Consider the following 21043-nt stretch of genomic DNA (forward strand, 5'->3'; position numbering starts at 1 on the left):
ACGCGCGGCGGGTCGTGCGCGGGTGGGGCGGCGTGGTCGCGAATTGCATTGTCTCGCGCGTGTTGCGCGAATGCCTGTTCCGCTGCATTCCGTCGGCGTCGCAAACAACTACGCACACCGAACGATATATCTCAGGTTCTTCCGGTACTTCCCGACGCTCACCATTCTTCCAACCTGAAACCGCCTGCGTGCAGCATCCGCTGCGCGCAGGCGGCAGGTGTTTGACGATACTTACGCGCTCAGCACATCCGCATCATCGCGTGCGCGTGACCGCGCGGGCGTCGTATCGCTGACGATCTGCCCGTTGTCGAGCTTCAGCAGGCGATCGGCGAGACCGAAATAGCGGTCGTCGTGCGTGATCACGATCACGGCCTTGCCGCGCGCGCGCAGCTCGGGCAGCAACTGTTCGTAGAACACCGCCTTGAACGACGGATCCTGGTCGGCCGCCCATTCGTCGAACAGGTAGAACGGCCGGTCCTCCAGGTACGCGACGACGAGCGCGAGCCGCTTGCGTTGCCCGGTCGACAGCGCGCGGTTCGAGAACGCGCCGTCGACGACCTTCACCTTGTGATCGAGCGCGAGCTTCGCGACCAGCGCGTTCGCGCGCGCATCGGCCTGCGCCCGCGCCGGATCGTCGGGATCGACGATGCCGAGCAGCGCATCGAACAGGTGGAAGTCGTTGAACACCGCGCTGAAACGCTGCCGGTACGCAGCGCGCTCGCGCCAGCCGATCGGGCGGCCGTCGACCTCGATCGTGCCTTCCTCCGGCTCGTAGAGCCCCGTCAGCACCTTCGCGAGCGTCGTCTTGCCGCTGCCGTTGCCGCCGACGATGAATACGAGCTCGCCCGGCCGGATCGTCAGGTCGATCGGCCCGATGCGGAACATCCGTTCGTCGCGCTCGTGGAAATACGCGTGCGTGACGCCGCGCAGCGTGACGGCGCCTGCCGGCGGCACGTCGGGTGCGTCGCTCGCAGGCGGCACCGTCCGCAGCGCGCCGAATTCGGCCATCACGCCTTCGATGCGCCCGAGCGACACGCGCGCCGCGTTGACGGTCGGCAGGTTGTTCAGCAGACCGTCGAGCGGCACCAGCATGAACAGGAACACGACGACGTAGCCGGCCGCCGTGCCCGCATCGGCATGCACGCCCAGCTGCGGCCAGAACGCGGCCGCGCCGAGGAACACGTAGAACAGGAAGATGATCCAGCCGACGCCGATCGCATACGCGCTGAACGCGCGGCGGCGGTGGTCGCGCACCTCGCCGATCGCGGCGCCGAGCTGGCCGTCGACGAACTGGCGCGCGCGCGCGTCGTGCAGCTTCAGTTCCTTCGCGCCGGAGAACAGCGAGCCGAGATAGCCGAACAGGCGGTCCTGCGCGTGGCCGGCCGCCTCCAGCGACGCGATCGCGCGGCGATCGCCGGTGTGATAGCCGAGCGAGCCGGCGACGATCGCGGTCAGCGCGAGCACGCACACGGGCCACGACAGCCACGCGAGATAGCCGAGGCAGCCGAACACGATCGAGCCGTGCATCACCAGGTTCGGCAGCGCGAAGAACAGCATCGACACGTTGGTCGCGTCGTCGGTCAGCACCGACTGCACGGGCGCCGCGCCGATCCGCTCGATGTCGCGCAGCTCGGCCGCGCCGACGCGCCGCGCGAGATGCATGCGCAGCCGCGCCATCGTGTCCTGCGACAGCCGGGCGAACAGCGTGCCCGACACGATCCGCGTGACGAGCGCAATCACCGCGCACAGCGCGAAGCGCCACGCGAGCGCCGCGTCGGCCGCGCCGGGCGTCGCGAGCGCGCGGTTCAGCGTCGCGACGAGCAGCACGCTCGCGACGCCGTTGAGCACGCAGGCGACGAGCGCCAGCGCGAGCGACGCGCGGCTTTCGCGCAGCAACGCGAGGATCAGGCGGGCCGCAGGGCGGCCGGGGGAGGCGTCGAGGGACGGCGGGGAAGAAGGCTCGTGGGCAGCGGTCATCGGCAACGTCGATAAATGAAGGGCAGGCAAACCCTGCGGAAACGGCAAGACTGATGCGAAAGCGGCGCGCGGGGCGGGCCCGGTTGCGACTTTCCTCCCTGATAGACGAACGGGCCGCGCAAATATTTAGCCCTGCCTTCAAAAAATGCATCCGTGCCGGCTTTGCGCGCAAAACGGTAAAAAATCGGCCGCGCCGTTCGTCACACCAGTGAAGCCGCCCCATGCGGCCCCGAGACTTGGCCGAAGCGGCCGGACCGAAGGACTTCACGCACATGACGAGTTTCCCGACTGCGTTGCATCACCGAATCCGCGAACTGGCGCGCAGCGCGCCCGACGCGCCCGCGCTCGCCGCGCCTTTCCAGAACGACCTGCGCCTGTCGCGCGGCGCGCTCGACGCGCGTGCGTCGCACCTTGCCCGCCAACTGCGCGCGGCCGGTGTCGGCGCGGAAGTGCGGGTGGGCGTCTGTGTCGAGCGCTCGTGCGAGCTGTTCGTCGCGCTGCTCGCCGTGCTGAAGGCGGGCGGCGTATTCGTGCCGCTCGATCCGCGTCATCCGGCCGCGCGCCTCGACTGGATCGTCCGCGATGCGCAACTGCGGCACGGCGTCGTCGATGCGGCCGGCCGCGCGGCGCTCGGCGCGTCGTTCGATCACGCGTTCGACGCAAGCTCCGCGGAGGCCGCTGCCTGCGTCGACGACGAAGACGCGCCGGTACATCCGCGCTCGGCCGCCTACATGATCTATACGTCGGGCTCGACCGGCACGCCGAAGGCGGTGATCGTCGAGCACGGGCCGCTCGCCGCGCATTGCGATGCGCTCGCGGCCGCGCTGCCGATCGCGGGCGGCGACCGCCTGCTGCATTTCGCGTCGGTCAATTTCGATGCCGCGCACGAGTGCTGGCTCGCGCCGCTCGCGGTTGGCGCGAGCGTGACGATCGCGCCGCCGCAACCGTTCGCGCCGGACGCCGCGCATGCGCTGATGGTGCGCGAAGCGGTCAGCGTTGCCGCATTTCCGCCGGCCTACCTGCGCGAATTCGCCGCCGTCGCCGCGCGCGACGGCGTGCCGCCGGCCTTGCGCGTGCTCGCGTTCGGCGGCGAAGCGCTGCCGCAACAGGCATTCGAATTCGTGCGCCGCACGTTCCCGTCGGTACGCCTGATCAACGGCTACGGGCCGACCGAGGCCGTGATCTCGCCGATGCTGTGGCCGGTCGAGCCGGGTGAAATGCCCGCGCTGGCAGCGGACGATGCGTATGCGTCGCTGCCGATCGGTCGCGCGATCGGCCCGCGTGTCGCGCGCATCGACGGCGACGCGGCCGGCGAGCCGAATGAAGCGGGCGAGGGCGGCGAGCTGCTGCTCGGCGGCGTGTGTCTCGCGCGCGGCTATCACGGCCGCCCGGCGCTGACGGCCGAACGCTTCATTCCCGATGCGCACGGCGAGCCCGGTGCCCGCGTCTATCGCACCGGCGATCTTGCACGCCTGCGCGCCGACGGTGCGTTCGATTATCTCGGCCGCCTCGACGATCAGGTCCAGGTGCGCGGCGTGCGTGTGGAGCCCGCGGAAATCGCCGCGTGCCTGCGCACGCATCCGGCAGTGGCCGACGCGGCCGTGATCGCCGAAACCGGCAACGGGCCGACGCGGCTGATCGCGTGCGTCGCGCTGCGCGCGGCCGCCGACGATGCGGAGCTGAAGGCGCACGTGGGCGCGCAATTGCCTGCCGCGTGGCAGCCGCACCGCTTCGTGCGCTGCGCTGCGCTGCCGTACACGCTGAACGGCAAGCTCGACCGTGCCGCGCTGCGCGAGCGCAGCGCCGCCGCGCGCGACGCCGAAGCTCCCGCCGGCGCCGCGCCGTGCACGCCGACCGAAGCGCAGATCGCCGGCTTCTGGCAGACGCTGCTCGGCCTCGACGCGACGCCGTCGCGCGACGACCGCTTCTTCGCGCTGGGCGCCGATTCGCTCGCCGCGATGCAACTGCAGGCCGCGATCCGCGCCGCGTTGCGCGTGAACCTGCGGCTCGACACGCTGTTCGCCGATCCGGCACTGGCCGAGCTGGCCGCGCGCGTCGATCGCGCGGAGCGCGAAACGGGCGCGCCGCTGGCCGCGATTGCCGCACGCCGTGCACCGGCCGAAGCCGCCGCATCGGGTGCCCCGCATGTCGATCGTGCCGCATCGCTCGCACAGCAACGCTTCTGGGTGCTCGCGCAAACGCGTGACGCGAGCGCCGCGTATCACATCGCCGCGCACTGGACGATCGACGGCGCGCTCGATCGCGCTGCGCTGCAGCGTGCGCTCGATCACGTGATCGGGCGGCACGACGCGTGGCGCACGACGCTCGTCGACAACGACGACGGCATCGTGATGCAGCGCATCCATGCCCGTCTGCCGGTTACGATCGCGACGCTCGACTTGCGCGACCAGCCGCCGGCCGCTCGCGACGCGCAAGCCGCGCGTATCGCCGAGCGCGACGCGGGCGCACCGTTCGATCTGTCGAACGGGCCGCTGCTGCGCGCGACGCTCGTCGTGCTCGCCGACGATCGCCACCGGCTGCTGCTGACCGCGCACCACGCGATCACCGACGGCTGGAGCTCGCGCTGCGCATTCGACGAATTGTCGGCCGCGTACCGTGCGTATGCGGAAGGGCGCGAACCGGCGTTGCCGCCACTGCCGATCCAGTACGCCGACTATGCGGACTGGCAGCGCGACATGCTCGCCGGCGGCGAAGGCGAGCGTCAGCTCGATTACTGGCGCGACGCCTTGCGCGACGTGCCGGGCCCGCTCGCGCTGCCGGTCGATCGGAAGCCGGGTGCGACGCGCACGCTGCAGGGCGCACGCGTGTCGGTTCGCCTGCCCGACACGGTTGCGGCGGACGTCCGGCGTCTCGCGCGCGACGCGCAGGCCACGGTCTTCACGGTACTGCTGGCCGCGCTCGACGCATGGCTGTCGCGCCTGACCGGCGAGACCGACGTGGTCGTCGCGGTGCCGGTCGCGCATCGGCAGCGGCCGGAAACCCGCGCGCTGCTCGGCCTGTTCCTGAACACGGTCGCGCTGCGCGTGCGGGTGGCGCCGACGCTGCCGTTCCGCGCGCTGGTCGACGCGGCGCGCACGGCGGCACTCGACGCGGTCGCGCACCAGGACGTGCCGTTCGAGCGCGTCGTCGATGCGGTGAAACCGCCCGTCCGGCGCGGCGACGAATGGCTGCGCGTGAAATTCGCGCAGCAGTTCGATGCGCGGCACGACAGCGTGCTGCCGGGCGCGACCGCCGTTGCGACGCCGGGGCCCGATCTCGCCGCGCGCTTCGACTTCGCGCTTGATTTCACCGACGACGCGCACGGGATCGAACTGGTCGCCGCCTATGCGACCGACTGCATCGCTGCCGACACCGCGCGCGCATGGCTCGACAGCTATGCGGCGCTCGTCGCCTCCGCCGCACATGAACCGCACCGCGCGACGACCGCGCTGCCGTGCGATGCGTCGCCGGCATCGCGCCAGCCGCGCGACGGCCGTGCGTTGCGGATCGAACACGCCGACATCGTCGCCGCTTTCGCGCGGCAGGCCGCCGCGTATCCGCATCGCGTCGCACTCGCCGATGCGTCGGCGTCGCTGACGTTCGCCGAACTCGACGATGCATCGAACCGTATCGCACATGCGCTGAAACTGCGCGGCGCGACGGCCGAAGCACCGGCCATCGTCTGCATCGAGCGCTCGGCCCGCTTCGTCGTCGGCCTGCTCGGCGCACTGAAGGCCGGCGCGCTGGCCGTGCTGCTCGACCCGGCCCAGCCGGCCGCGCGCCTCGTGGCCGCGGCCGCCGATTGCGGCGCGCGCTGGGCGCTCGTCGCGCAGCAGCCGGACGGGGCCGCGTGGCCGGCCGGCAGCGCCGCACAGCCGCTCGACGTCGACACGCTCGCGCAGGACGCGACGCTCGCGCATGCGGCCGGCATCCGCGTCGCGCCGCATCCGGAACAGGGCGCGTACCTGATCTATACGTCGGGTTCGACCGGCACGCCGAAGGGCGTCGTCGTGTCGCACGGCGCACTGGCCGACTACGTGCAGGGGATGCTCGACGAACTCGCGTTCGCACCGGACGCGTCGTTCGCGATGGTGTCGACCGTCGCCGCCGACCTCGGCCACACGACGTTGTTCGGCGCGCTGTGCGCGGGCCGCACGCTGCACCTGCTGCCGGCCGCGTGCGCGTTCGATCCGGACCTGTTCGCCGACGAGATGCGCCGCCGCGACGTCGGCGTGCTGAAGATCGTGCCGAGCCACCTGCAGGCGCTGCTCGACGCGCGCGTGCCGGCCGACGTGCTGCCGCGCCATGCGCTCGTGACCGGCGGCGAAACGCTGACGTGGGCGCTCGTCGCGCGAATCGCCGCGCTCGCGCCGGCCTGCCGCGTGATCAACCATTACGGGCCGACCGAGGCGACCGTCGGCGCGATCGCGTGCGACACCGCGTCGATCGCCGCCGATGCGCGCGATCCCGCGAGCGGCGTGCCGCTCGGCGGCCCGCTGCCGAATGCGCGCGCGCTCGTGCTCGACGCGTTCGGCGCGTGCGTGCCGGCCGGCGCGGCGGGCGAACTGTATCTGGGCGGGCCGGGCGTGGCGCGCGGCTACCTGAACCGGCCCGCGCAGACCGCCGAGCGCTTCGTGCCCGATCCGTTCGCGGCCGGTGCGCGCCTGTATCGAACCGGCGATCGCGTACGCCTGCGCGCGGACGGCCGTCTCGCGTTCCTCGGCCGCATCGACGACCAGGTGAAGATTCGCGGCTATCGCGTCGAGCCGGGCGAGGTGAGCACGACGCCCGCCTGCGGCTCGCCACGTTCGTCGTGATGCGCGACGGCGCGGCATTCGACGAAGCGGCCGTGCGCGCGGCGCTCGGCGCGGCGTTGCCCGACTACATGGTGCCCGCGCAGTTCGTCGTGCTCGCACGCCTGCCGGTGACCGCGAACGGCAAGCTCGATCGCGCGGCGCTGCGCGAACTGGCCACATCGCCGGTGGCGGTGGCCGCCGGCGATGCGCCGCAGGGGCCGGTCGAAACGGCGCTCGCCGAAGTCTGGCAAGCGGTGCTGAAGGCGCCGCACGTCGGCCGCGACGACAATTTCTTCGAGCTCGGCGGCGATTCGATCCTCGTGCTGCAGGTGATCGCACGCGCCCGCAAGCGCGGCGTGCGCTTCACGCCGAAGCAGCTGTTCGACGGCCCGACGGTCGCCGAACTCGCGCGCATCGCGAAGATCGAGGACGTTGCCGCCGCAACGACATCGACCGCGCCGGCTCGGTCCGCAACCGCTTCCGCAGCGGTCCTGACGCCTGCACAGCAGCGCTTCTTCGCGCTCGACGTGCCGCATCCGGGCCACTGGAACCAGTCCGTCGCGTTCGACGTGCGCGGTCCGTTCGACGCCGACGCATTCGCGCGTGCATTCGACGCGTTGCTCACCCATCACGACGCATTCCGCCAGCGCTTCGCGCGTGGCGCGGACGGCAAGTGGCGCGCGAGCGATGCGCCGAAACCCTACGACGCGCTGCCGTTCGTCGAAGTCGCCGCGCGCGACGAAGCCGACGCACTGGCGCGCTTCGACGCGTTGCAGCGTCGCCTCGACCTCGGCCGCGGGCCGCTCGCGTGCGCATGCGCGGCGCGTCTGCCGGACGGCGCGGCGCGGCTGTATCTGGCGATTCACCACGCGATCGTCGACGGCGTGTCGTGGCGCATCCTGCTCGACGACCTCGACGCCGCGTATCGCGCCGCATGCGAGCGCACGCCCGTTCGCCTCTCGCAGCCGGGCCTGCGCGCGGATGCGTGGGCCGCGCGCCTCGCGCGTGCCGCGACGGAGCCGGCATCGCCGTTCGCCGCTGAAGCGGCTTACTGGGCCGGCATGGCACAGGGCGACGACCTCGTGCCCGATCATCCCGACGCACCGGCGACGAACGCCGACGCGGCGGTCGTCGTGCAGACCATCGACGCGGCATTGACCCGCGCCGCGCTGACCGACGCGCACGCCGCGTATCGCACGCAGACGATCGAACTGCTGGGCGCGGCGCTCGCGCTGGCGCTGGCCGGTGCCGACGGCGCCGCGTCGTGCCGCGTCGAACTCGAAGGGCATGGCCGCGAGGCGCTGTTCGACGATGCGGACGCGAGCCGCACGATCGGCTGGCTGACGAGCCACTATCCGGTCACGCTGCCGGTCGAAGCCACCGCGCGCGACACGCTGTGCGCGGTCAAGGACACGCTACGCGCGGTGCCGCACAAGGGGCTCGGCTTCGGCGTGCTCGCGCATTACGGCGACGCGGCGACGCGTGCGGCGCTGGCCGCCGTGCCGCGTCCGCGCGTCACGTTCAACTATCTCGGCCAGTTCGACGCACCGCGCGACGCGACGCTCGTGCCGCGCTTCGGCGGCACCGGCATCGAGCGCGACCCGCAAGGGCCGCTCGGCAACACGCTCGCGATCCATGCGTACCTCGATACCGACCGCGACGGCGCACGCACGCTGAAGGTTCACTGGGTATACGGCGCGCCGCAGTTCGAGCGCGCGACGATCGATGCGCTCGCGGAACGCTTTGCGGCCGCACTGCGCGAACTCGCCGACGCATGCGCATCGCGTGTCGCGCATCGCGGCGGCGGAGCGACGCCGGGCGACTTCCCGCTCGCGCAGGCTGCCGGCCTCACGCAGGCCGCGATCGAGCGCGCGCCGCTCGACTGGCGCACGATCGACGACGTGTATCCGCTGTCGCCGATGCAGCAGGGGATCCTGTTCCATGCGCTGTTCGCGCCCGGTCATGCGAGCTACGTGAACCAGCTCGTCGCGACCGCGACGGCGCTCGATGCCGACCGGCTCGCGGCCGCGTTCGCCGCATCGGTCGCACGTCACGACATCCTGCGCACCAGCGTGATGCCCGACGAGGCCGCACCGCTGCAATGCGTGCATCGCCATGCGCGGATGCCGGTCGAGCAACTCGACTGGCGTGCGCGCGGCGACACGCTCGACGCCGACTTCGACGCGTGGCTCGCGGCCGATCGCGCACGCGGCTTCGACTGGCGCGAGCCGCCGCTGATGCGGCTCACGCTGATCCGCGTAACGGACGACGCGTGGCGCGTCGTGTGGACGCGCCACCACGTGCTGCTCGACGGCTGGAGCACCGCGCGCCTGCTCGCGGACGTGCTGCGCGACTATCGCGACCCCGATGCGGTGTCGCCGTTCGCGAGCCGCCCGGCGCTGCGCTATCGCGACTTCATCGCGTGGCTCGGCACGCGCGACCGCAACGCCGATGAGCGTTTCTGGACCGGGCGGCTCGCGCGCCTCGACGCGCCGACGCTGATCGCCGAGCGTGTGGCCGACCGCGCGGACGCCGAGATGGTCACGTGGCGCGCGACGATCGACGCGGCCGCGACGACGCGTATCGCGCACACGGCGCGCGCGCTGAAGCTGACCGTGAACACGCTGGTGCAGGGCGCGTGGGCGCTCGCGCTGCAGCGCATGACGCATCAGCCGGCCGTCGCGTTCGGCGCGACCGTCGCGGGCCGTCCCGAAGCGCTCGCGGACGTCGATACGGTGCTCGGCCTTTTCATCAACACGCTGCCGGTGATCACGGCGCCCGCGCCGCAACAACGCGCGGCCGACTGGCTGCAAGGATTGCAGCGCGAGAACGCGGCGGCCGCCGAGCATGCGCATACGCCGCTCGCCGACATCCAGCGCTGGGCGCGCGGCGCCGGCGGCGCACTGTTCGACACGCTGGTCGTGTTCGAGAACTACCCGGTCGACGACACGGCGCGCGATGCCGATCCGCGTGCGCTCGCGCTGAGCGGCGTGCGCAGCATCGAGTCGACCGATTTCGCGCTGACGCTCGTGATCGAAAGCGGCGCCGAGCTGACGATCGACTACGGCTACGACACCGCGCGCGTCGATGCGCACCAGGTCGAGACCTGGCACCGCGCGTTCGCGTGCGCGCTCGATGCGCTGGCCCGCACGCCCGACGCGCTGCTCGGCACGCTGTCGATCGCCGACGACGCGACGCGCGACGCGCTGGCCCGCGCGCAGGACACCGCACGGAGCTGGCCGGACGCGCAACGGCAACCGCTGCATCTTCAATTCGCGGACGCCGCACGCGCCACGCCCGATGCGATCGCACTCGAATACGCGGATGCCCAGGGCCACGTGCAACGCGCGACCTATCGCGAACTCGACCGGAACACGACGCGCGTCGCCGCCGCCTTGCGCCGGCGCGGCGTGCAGCCCGACACGCCGGTCGCGCTGTGCGTCGAGCGTTCGTTCGACATGGTGACGGCGCTCGTCGGCGTGCTGAAGGCCGGCGCCGCGTACCTGCCGGTCGACCCCGACTATCCGGCCGAGCGCATCGCGTACCTGCTGCGCGACGCGCGGCCCGCGGTCGCGATCACGCAAGCCCATCTGAGCGCGCGAGTCGAGGCTGCGCTCGGCGACGACGCGACGACGCAGTTGCTGACGGTCGCCGATCTGCTCGCCGATGAAGCGAACGATGGCGGCGAGTACGGCGAAGCGGGCGATGCCGCCGAGATCGCGACCGACATCGACGCCGCCCAGCTCGCATACCTGATCTACACGTCCGGCTCGACCGGCAAGCCGAAGGGCGCCGGCAACTCGCACGGCGCGCTCGCGAACCGGATCGCGTGGATGCAGCACGCGTACCGACTCACGCGCGACGACGTCGTGCTGCACAAGACGCCGTTCGGTTTCGACGTGTCGGTGTGGGAATTCGTGTGGCCGCTCGCGACCGGCGCGAAGCTTGCGATCGCCGCGCCCGGCGACCACCGCGATCCGGCCCGCCTCGCGGCCGCGATCCATGCGCACGGCGTGACGGTGCTGCACTTCGTGCCGTCGATGCTGGCCGCATTCGTCGCGTATCTCGACGATTTCCAGGCCGCCGCGCAATGCGACAGCGTGCGCCTGATCGTCGCGAGCGGCGAGGCGCTCGCGCCGGAACTCGTCGCGAAGGTCGCGCGGCTCGTGCCGGACGCGACGCTCGTGAACCTGTACGGGCCGACGGAAGCCGCGATCGACGTGTCGCACTGGACCTGCGGCCCCGACGACGCCAACGCATTCGCGGTGCCGATCGGCCATCCGATCGCGAACCTGCAGCTGCACGTGCTCGACGCGGCCTGGCAGCCGGTGCCGGCCGGCGCGACCGGCGAACTGTATCTGGCCGGCGCGGGGCTCGCGCGCGGCTATCTCGGCCGCCCGGGGCTGACCGCCGAGCGTTTCGTGCCCGATCCGTTCGTGCCGGGCGCGCGCATGTATCGCACCGGCGACCTCGCACGGCGTCGCGCCGACGGCGCGCTCGACTACCTCGGCCGCGTCGACACGCAGGTGAAGCTGCGCGGCCAGCGGATCGAGCCGGGTGAAATCGAGGCGCTGCTGCGCACGGCGCCGGGCGTGCACGACGCGGTCGTGATCGTGCGCGACGATCAGCTGATCGGCTATGTCGCACGCGGCGACGCGGGGCCGCTCGACCGTGCGGCCATGCTCGATTCGCTGCGCGCGCAGCTGCCGGCCTACATGGTGCCGTCGCAGCTGATCGAACTCGACGCGCTGCCGGTCACGCCGAACGGCAAGTGCGACCGCCATGCGTTGCCCGCACCGGTGCGCGAGGCGGCCGCGGCCAGCGAACTCGCGACCGACACGGAGCGCGCGCTCGCGGCGATCTGGCAACGCGTGCTGCACGTCGACGCGATCGGCCGCGACGACGATTTCTTCCTGCTCGGCGGCCACTCGCTGCTCGCGACGCAAGCCCATGCGCAGGCGAACCTGCACTGGGGCCTCGCGCTGCCGCTGCGCACGCTGTTCGACACCCGCACGCTCGCACGCTGCGCGGACGCGATCGATGCGGCCTGCGCGGCACGCGGTGCGACCGACGCGGCGAGCGCGATCGACGCGCTGCTCGGCGAACTGGAAACCCAATAAGGACGACGGATGACGAGGATGCAACCCGACTGGCTCGCACTCGCGACGCGTTTCGCGCAATTGCCCGACGCGCAGCGCGCGGTGTTTATCGACAAGCTCGGCGCGGCCGGCATCGACTTTCGCATGCTGCCGATCCCGCCGCGTACGCCGCGCGGCGACCGTGTGCCGGCATCGTTCGCGCAGACGCGGCTGTGGCTGCACGCGCGGCTGATCGACGCGCCGGACGCGTATCACATCACCGAGCGGCTCGCGCTGACGGGTCCGCTCGACGCGCACGCGCTGCGGCTCGCGTGCGATGCGCTGATCGCGCGCCATGAAGCGCTGCGCACCACCTTCGACGAAGCGGAGGACGGCGTCGCGCAGACGATCCATCCGCCGCTGCGCTGCCCGTGGCGCGAGACCGGTCTCGAAGCGCTGCCCGACGCGCAGCGCATGGCACGCGCCGAAAGCATCGCGACGGCCGACGAAGCCGCCGCGTTCGATCTCGGCGCGGCGCCGCTCATGCGCGCACACCTGATCCGTCTCGACGCGACGCATCACTGGCTCGCGCTGACCGTTCACCACATCGTGTCGGACGGCTGGTCGTCGAACGTGATGCTGTTCGAACTCGCGGCGTTCTATCGCGCGTATGCGTCGGGCGCGCCGGTGCCGCTCGCGCCGCTGCCGATCCAGTATGCGGACTATGCGCTGTGGCAACGCCGCTGGCTCGATGCCGGCGAGCGCGATCGCCAGCTGGCGTTCTGGCGCGAGCGCCTCGACCCGCAACGCGGCGTGCTGACGCTGCCCGGCGCGGCCGCACGGCCCGCGCGCCGCAGCGCACGCGGTGCGCGTCACGTGTTTTCCCTCGACGCACACACCGGCGCGCGGCTGCGCGCGTTCGCGGCCGCGTCGGGCGCGACGCCGTTCGCGGCGCTGCTCGCGGCGCTCGACGCGCTGCTCGCGCGCGCGACCGGCGATGCGCGGATCTGCGTCGGCGTGCCGGCCGCGAACCGCGAGCGCGCGGAAACGGCCGGCCTGATCGGCTTTTTCGTCAACACGCTCGCGATCGATGTCGACGTGCCCGCGCACGGCGATTTCGCGTCGCTGGTCGCACGCACGCAGCGCGCGCTCGTCGATGCGCAGATGCACCAGGACGTGCCGTTCGAGCAGGTCGTCGACGCGCTCGGCGTGCCGCGCAGCGCCAGCCACCATCCGCTGTTCCAGGTGATGGCCGCGTACGGCGAGCGCCGCGCGCCGCCGGCGCTGGGCGCGGCGTCGGCATCCTTGCTGCCGTCCGGCACGCCTTCCGCGAAATTCGACCTGACGCTTGCCGTCGAGGCGACGCCCGACGGCACGTTCGACGCCGCATTCATCTACGCGCTCGACCTGTTCGACGGCGACGCGATCGCGCGGCTGGCCGCGCGCTTCGTCACGCTGCTCGGCGATGCGCTCGCGCGCCCCGACATGCCGATCGGCGATCTCGACTGGCTGCCGGCCGACGAGCAAGCGCAACTCTTCGCGTGGAATGCGCCGGCAGGCGCGGCCGATGCCGAACCGTTCGTGCCGGTGCACGCACGCATCGCCGCACACGCGCACGCACGGCCCGACGCACGCGGTGTCGCCGACATCGATCGCGCACTGACGCGCGGCGAGGTCGACGCGCGCGCGGCCCGCATCGCGCGCAACCTCGTCGCCGCCGGGGTGCGGCCGGAAATGCGCGTCGGCGTCGCGCTGCAGCGTTCGGTCGACCTGCTGGTCGCGCTGATGGCGGTACTGAAGTCGGGCGCCGCGTTCGTGCCGCTCGATCCGGCGCATCCGCGCGAACGGCTCGCGCAGATCGTCGGCGACGCGGGCATCGCGCACGTGCTGACCGACGCCGCGAGCGCCGCCTCGCTGCCCGAACTGCCGGCGCTGCGCGTCTGGCGCGCGGACGAAGTCGACGCGCTCGACGAAGCCGCGGACGTCGCGCTGCCGGACGTGCTGCCCGGCCATGCGGCGTACGCGATCTACACGTCCGGCTCGACCGGCAAGCCGAAGGGCGTGATCGTCGATCACGCGGCGTTCGCGCGGCATTGCGCGGCGATCGCCGAGCGCTACGGCGCGGGCGAGCACGACGTGTTCCTGCTGTTCCAGTCGGTCAACTTCGACGGCGCGCACGAAGGCTGGTTTTCGCAGTACCTGTCGGGTGCCGCCGTGTCGGTGACGGCCGACGTGCTGTGGCCGCCCGCGCAGACCTGCGCGATGATGATTCGCGACGGCGTGACGATGACCTACGTGCCGCCCGGCTGCGCCGCGCAACTCGCCGAATGGGCGCTCGCGCACGGCGCGCCGCCGACGCTTCGCTCGCTGACCGTCGGCGGCGAGGCGACGTCGCGCGAAGCCTTCGCGATGTTGCGCCGCGCGATGCCGAACGTGCGCGTGGTCAATGGCTACGGGCCGACCGAGACCGTGATCACGCCGACGCTGTGGATGTTCCGTCCCGGCGACGATCTCGCGACGCTCGGCGACGCCGCGTACCTGCCGATCGGCACGCTGGTCGGCGCGCGCACCGCGCACGTGCTCGACGCGCGGCTGCATCCGCTGCCGGTCGGCGTGATCGGCGAGCTGTACCTCGGCGGCGAGGGGATCGGCGTCGCGCGCGGCTATCTCGACCGTCCCGCGCTGACGGCCGAGCGCTTCGTGCCCGACCCGTACGGCTCGCCGGGCGCACGCTTGTATCGCACGGGCGACCTCGTGCGGCGGCGCGCGGACGGCGTATTCGACTTCATCGGCCGCGTCGATCACCAGGTGAAGCTGCGCGGGCTGCGCATCGAACTCGGCGAGATCGAGGCGCAGCTGGCCGCGCACGATGCGGTGCGCGAAGCGTGCGCGGTCGTGCACGGGCAGGGCGCGCAGGCGCAGCTCGTCGCGTACGTCGAACTGACCGCCGACGCGCAGGCGGCCGCGCAACCGGTGGAGGCCGCGACGCTCGACGCGCATCTGCGCCGCACGCTGCCCGACTACATGGTGCCCGCGCAGCTGATCGTGCTCGACGCGTTGCCGCGCAACGCGAACAGCAAGGTCGATCGGGCGCGGCTGCCGGCGCCGGTGCGCGTCGAACGTGCCTACGAGGCGCCGCACGACGGCGATGAAACCGTGCTCGCGGCGATCTGGCGCGACGTGCTGAACGCCGAGCGCGTCGGCCGCGGCGATCACTTCTTCGAACTCGGCGGCCATTCGCTGGCGGCGGTGCGCGTCGCGACCCGCGTCGCCGAGCGGCTCGGCCGCGACGTGCCGGTGCGCGCGCTGTTCGAAGCGCCGGTGCTCGCGCAATACGCGCACCAGGTGACCGACGCGCCGCGCGCCGCGCACGCCGGCGCCGCCGTGCCGGGCGTCGCGATGGCGAAGCCCGATGCGCACGGCGTGTGGCCGCTGTCGCCCGCGCAACTCGGCCTGTGGTTCCTGTGGCGCGCGCAGCCGGACAGCGCCGCATACAACATTCCGGTCGCGCTGCGCGTGCGCGGCCCGCTCGACGTCGATGCGCTGCGCGCGGCGTTTTCAACGGTCGCGGCCGCGCACCCGGCGCTGCGCACGCGGCTCGTCGCGCGCGACGGCATGCTGCCGGGCCAGCGGATCGACGCCGCGGCGAGCGTCGCGCTGCCGGTCGTCGACTTGTCCGCGCAGCCCGACGCGCTCGCGCGCGCGGCGGCGCTGACCGGCGCCGATGCGCTCGCGCCGTTCGATCTCGCGGCCGACGCGCCGCTGTGGCGCGCCCGCGTGCTGCGGCTCGGCGCGGACGATCACGTGCTGTCGGTGACGATCCATCACATCGTGTCGGACGGCGAATCGATCGAGCTGTGGCTCGACGCGGTGCGCGCGCGCTATGTCGCGCTCGTGCGCGGCGAAGCGGCCCGGGCCTCTTCGACGACGACAACGACGCCAGAAAACACGCCGCTCGTGCTGCCCGCGTCGTGCCAGCCGGCCCGTGTCGCGTACTGGCGCGACGCGCTGGCCGACCTGCCGCCGCCCATGCTTCCGCAGCGCGCCGACGCGCCGGCCGTGCCGCAATGGCGTGCGGCGCGCATCGCGTTCGAGTTCGACGCGTCGCTGATCCGTGCCGCGCGCGATGCCGCGTCGGCGTCGCACGCGACGTTGCCGATGCTGCTGCATGCGGCGCTGAATACAGCGCTGTTCCGCGTGACCGGCGCGGCCGACCAGCCGGTCGGCGTGCTGGCATCGACGCGCGAGCTGACGGGCGATGCCGCGCGCGATGCGCTCGGTCTCTTCATCAATGCCGTGGTCGTGCGCACGCGGATCGACGCGGCGGCTAGCCGTTTCGAGGTGCTCGCCCAGGTGCGCGATACGGCGCTTGCCGCCTATGCGCATGCGGACGTGCCGTTCGCCGACGTCGTCGCGGCGCTGCGCGCGCCGCGTGCCGCGCGGGCCAATCCGCTGTTCCAGGTGATGTTCAACTACCTGCGCCCGACCGGCGCGGCCGCACGCGACTGGGCCGGCCTGTCGCTCGCCGGCTTCGACGACGTGCGTCATCGCGTCGTGTTCACGCTGGAGCTGGACGTCGTCGAGCATCCGGACGGCCGCGTGAGCGCCGCGTTCTCCTATGCGGACGAACTGCTCGACGGCCGCTTCGTCGACGCGCTCGTCGATCTTTACCACGACGAAGTCGCGCGTTTCGCCGGTGCGGCGCAAGCGCCACTCGGCGTGCCCGATGCGCTGTTCGCCGCGCCGGCAGCGGTCGCACCGGTCGGCAACGCGACCCATGCGGCGGCGTCATCGCGCGCGCCGAACACGGCTGCCGAGCTCGCCGCGCTGTGGTCGGACACGTTCGCGACGGCCGCGCCCGCGCCCGATGCCGATCTGTTCGAGGCCGGCGCGACGTCGTTCGACGTCGTGCGTTTCGTCGATGCGGCGAGCCGCGCCGGGCACGCGCTGACGGTCGCCGACGTGTTCACGTCGCCGACGCTCGCGGCGCTCGGCACGCATCTCGACGAAGCGGCGCACACGCGACTGGAGGTGCGCGATGCTGGCTGAAGTGCGCCCGGACGGATTCACGCTGCTCGATACGTACCGCCTCGCGTTCGCGGGCGGCCTGTTCGCGGTGCGCGACGGCACGGAGATCCGCGTCGCACAGGGCGACGGCATCGGCGCGCAGTTGCTGCGTGCGCAACTCGGCGACGACGGCGCGCTGCGCCTCGTCGCCTACAACCACCGCGCTCTCGACGACCCGCGCACCGAAGCGGTCGGCTGCGCGGTCCCGGCCGGCCGCGCGCGGGTCGTCGATACCCTCGCGCGGCATGGCTTCGCGCGGCAGCGCCGCCTGGCGCTCGCCGACGGACAGCCGCTGTGGATGCGCACGCTGCGCGAGACCTTCTTCTCCGGCCGTCACGTCTGACGGGCCGGTTTCACCGACAAGGGAGCTGAGAGACATGCAGAGAGAAACCGTATTCGACCTGATCGGCGTCGGCTTCGGGCCGTCGAACCTGGCGCTGGCCGTGCGCCTCGCGGAACGCCACGGCACGCGTCCGTTCGCGCATTGCTTCGTCGAACGCCAGCCGGAATTCGGCTGGCACCGCGGCATGCTGCTCGACGACTGCCGGATGCAGATCTCGTTTCTGAAGGATCTCGTCACGATGCGCGATCCGAAGAGCCGCTACACGTTCATCAACTATCTGTTCGAACGCGGCCGGCTGAACGAATTCGTCAACCTGAAGAACTTCTATCCGACCCGCGTCGAATTCCACGACTACCTGAGCTGGGTCGCCGGCGCGTTCGACGAACACGTCCACTACAGCGAAACCGTCACGGCGATCGAGCCCGTGCGCGGCGACGGCGCGCGCGTCGATGCGCTGCGCGTGCTGTCGCGCGATTCGGCCGGCCACGAACGCCAGCGCGTGACGCGTGCGCTGTCGGTCGGCGTCGGCGGCACGCCGGCGGTGCCGGACGCGTTCGCCGCGCTCGGCCGCGACCGCGTGATCCATTCGTCGTCCTACCTGACCGACATCGACCGGCTGGTCGCGTCGCCGGACGGCGAGCGCCGCCGCGTCGCGGTGATCGGCGCGGGGCAGAGCGCGGCCGAGGTGTTCATCGACCTCGCGCGCCGCTTCCCGCACGTCGACGCGAGCCTCGTGATGCGCGCGGGCGCACTGAAACCGGCCGACGACAGCCCGTTCGTCAACGAGATCTTCAGCCCGGCGTTCACCGACGTCGTCTACGCGCAGCCGCACGATGCGCGCCGCGCGCTGCTCGAGCGCTATCGCGACACCAACTACGCGGTGGTCGACCGGCCGCTGATCGAGCAGATCTACGAAATGCTGTACCTGCAGCGCATCGACGGCACGCCGCGTCACGCGCTGCGCGCGAACAGCGCGATCGAGGCCGCGGTGCGCACCGCCGACGGCCGCATCGAGCTGACGCTGCGCGACCGGATGAGCGGCGCGACGCACGTCGAACGCTTCGACGCGCTGGTGCTGGCGACCGGCTACCGGCGCGACACGCATTCGGCGCTGCTCGAAGGACTCGCGCCGCACCTTGGCGATGCGCTCACGCGCGGCGACGTCACGCGCGACTACCTGCTCGCGACGCCCGAGCACTTCGCGCCGCGCATCTACCTGCAAGGCTGCTGCGAAGACAGCCACGGCCTGTCCGACACGCTGCTGTCGGTCCTCGCGCGCCGCGCGGACGAGATCTGCGCGTCGCTCGAGGAAGGGATCGCGCCCGGCCATGACGACGGGGCGGTCCGGGCGCTGCATGAACAACGACACCAAAACGGGGCGAGCGCGGGCCGCATGGCTTTCGCTCTTTGACAAAGGCGCGGTCGGAGACCGCATCAAGAAAGTGGAGCAGAGAAAGATGGAGTGGGCAACAGGCACGCGTGTGCGTGCGATCGCAGCCGCGGCGAGCGTGGCGTTCGGGATGGCGGCAGGGCATGCATACGCCCAGACGGCGCCGGCCGTGAACGCAGGTGCCGCGGTGTCGGCCGGCGGTGCGCAGAACGGTGCGGCGGCCAGTGCGGCGGCAAGCACGTCGACCGGCGCGCAGAATGGCTCGACGTCCGGCACGCTGCCGGCGATCAACGTCAACGCGGGCTCGCAAGGCGACGGCACGGTCGGGCTCGTCGCGAAGCGCAGCCGGACCGGCACCAAGACCGATACGTCGATCAACGAAATCCCGCAGACGATCAACATCGTCACCGCGCAGCAGATCGAGATGACCGGCGCGACCGACGTGAACGCGGCGCTGCGCTACGTGCCGGGTTTCTCGTCGTACGGCTCGGACAACCGTTCCGACTGGTACGCGGCGCTGCGCGGCTTCACGCCGACCGCGTACGTGAACGGCCTGCAGGTGCCGAACACGCTGAACCTGTCGAGCTGGCGCGTCGATCCGTACATGATCGACAGCATCACCGTGCTGCGCGGGCCGACGTCGGTGCTGTACGGCGCCGGCGACCCGGGCGCGATCATCGACGTGCAGACCAAGACGGCCGACGGCGAGCGCGTGCGCGAAGCCGGCGTGCAGTTCGGCAACTATGCGCGCAAGCAGTTCATGATCGACGTCGGCGACAAGCTCGATGCGGACGGCAAGTATGCGTACCGGTTCGTCGGCGTCGCGCGCGACGGCAACGCGCTGACCGGCCCGAACAACGACCAGCGCGTCGCGCTCGCGCCGTCGTTCCGCTGGCGCCCGGACGCGGATACGTCGCTGACGCTGTCCGCCACCTACCTGCAGGACTGGGGCGACATCTCGTCGAACTTCCTGCCGGCGCAAGGCACGGTGTTGCCGAACCCGAACGGGCAGCTCAGCAAGGACGTCTACGGCGGCGACCCGGATTTCAACTACTACCGCAAGAAGCAGTGGTCGCTCGGCTACCAGTTCGAGCGGAATCTGAATTCGATGTGGACGTTCCGCCAGAACGTGCGCTGGATGCACCTGTCGCTCGACAACGGCTCGGTGTTCGGCGCGGGCTTCGCGGACGGCAGCCTGACCGACATCAACCGCTGGGCCGGCGTGTTCCAGACGAACTACAGCCGCTTCGACATCGACAACAACCTGCAGGGCCGCTTCGGCACGGGGCCGCTGGAGCACACGCTGCTGCTCGGCTTCCAGTACAACCGGCAGACCGCGACCGACAGCGAATGGCTGGCCGCCGCGCCGACGCTGAACATCTACAACCCGGTCTACACGCCCGTCACGCTGTCCGTGTTCTCGCCGCCGAATACCACGTACCGCACCAACACGTACACGACGATGAACACGTTCGGGCTGTACGTGCAGGACCAGGTCAAGTGGAACCGCTGGACGCTGACGCTCGGCGGCCGCGAGGACTGGGTCAACCAGCGGATGGACGACCGCGAGGGCGGCACGCAGTCGAAGGCCGACATCAGTGCGTTCACCGGCCGCGTGGGCCTCACCTACCAGGGCGACTACGGGCTGTCGCCGTACGTCAGCTACGCGACGTCGTTCAACCCGCTGATCGGCGTGAACCTGTACGGCGGCGGCCTGCCGCAGCCGACCCGCGGCAAGCAGATCGAGGCCGGCCTGCGCTGGCAGCCGCCCGGCAAGAACCTGATGCTGAGCGCGGCGATCTACCAGATCAACCAGACCAACGTGCTCACGTCGACGCCGCTCAATCTCGATCCGTCCGGCACGACGTCGGTCCAGACGGGCGAAGTGCGCTCGCGCGGGATCGAGCTGAACGCGACCGGCAAGCTCACGCGCAACCTGTCGCTGATCGCGTCCTACGTCTACCAGGACGTGAAGAACGTGAAGGCGAACGACGCATCGCTGAACAACTGGCCGGTCGACATTCCGCGACCGCGCCAGATGGCGTCGCTGTGGGCCGACTGGACGTGGCACACGGGGCCGCTCACGGGCTTCGGCCTGGGCGGCGGCGTGCGTTACCAGAGCGCGTCGGCCGGTGCGGCCGACAACTCGCTGACGGTCGCGAGCTACACGCTGTTCGACGCGGGCGTGCACTACGACACGCGCAACTGGCGCTTCGCCGTGAACGGGACGAACCTGTTCAACCGCCACTACATCAGCGGTTGCCAGTCGACGAGCGTCTGCATTTTCGGGACCGACCGCACGGTGCTCGCCACCGCGAAATACAACTGGTGACGCCGCGCGCCGCGGCGCGCCGGCCGGCCTTCGGGCCGGCGCGGGCGGGCCGCGGCGCCG

At 71.8% G+C, this 21043-nt stretch carries 5 protein-coding genes and 1 pseudogene; 5 read left to right on the forward strand and 1 reads right to left on the reverse strand.

All coding sequences use genetic code 11. The annotated features are described in order from the left end of the window. Positions 1–231: 231 nt before the first annotated feature. The gene (locus tag DIE12_RS13030; protein ID WP_124522184.1) at positions 232–1977 is read right to left on the reverse strand and encodes a cyclic peptide export ABC transporter; all 1746 of its coding nucleotides are present in this window, start codon (positions 1975–1977) and stop codon (positions 232–234) included. A gap of 272 nt (positions 1978–2249) precedes the next feature. Between DIE12_RS13030 and DIE12_RS13035 the strand changes: the two are divergent. The 5 genes and pseudogenes from DIE12_RS13035 to DIE12_RS13055 all read left to right on the forward strand — a co-directional run bounded on the left by DIE12_RS13035 (position 2250) and on the right by DIE12_RS13055 (position 20983). After that, a pseudogene (locus DIE12_RS13035) lies at positions 2250–11893 on the forward strand (amino acid adenylation domain-containing protein). 9 nt (positions 11894–11902) lie between these two features. Beyond that, a complete protein-coding gene (locus tag DIE12_RS13040; protein WP_124522182.1) occupies positions 11903–16900 on the forward strand; it encodes a non-ribosomal peptide synthetase in 4998 nt (1665 codons plus the stop codon). Next, positions 16890–17261, forward strand: coding sequence for a hypothetical protein (locus DIE12_RS13045; protein WP_124551293.1), 372 nt, complete (start codon positions 16890–16892; stop codon positions 17259–17261). The genes DIE12_RS13040 and DIE12_RS13045 overlap by 11 nt, the downstream gene beginning before the upstream one ends. A gap of 34 nt (positions 17262–17295) precedes the next feature. Next, positions 17296–18672 carry a lysine N(6)-hydroxylase/L-ornithine N(5)-oxygenase family protein gene (locus DIE12_RS13050; RefSeq protein WP_124521798.1) on the forward strand — a complete coding sequence of 459 codons (1377 nt, stop codon included), beginning with the start codon at positions 17296–17298 and terminating at the stop codon, positions 18670–18672. Between the two features lie 46 nt (positions 18673–18718). Next, a complete protein-coding gene (locus DIE12_RS13055) occupies positions 18719–20983 on the forward strand; it encodes a TonB-dependent siderophore receptor (RefSeq protein WP_124485517.1) in 2265 nt (754 codons plus the stop codon). Positions 20984–21043 lie beyond the last annotated feature (60 nt).

The sequence above is a fragment of the Burkholderia sp. Bp9015 genome (assembly GCF_003853505.1).
Classification (GTDB): domain Bacteria; phylum Pseudomonadota; class Gammaproteobacteria; order Burkholderiales; family Burkholderiaceae; genus Burkholderia.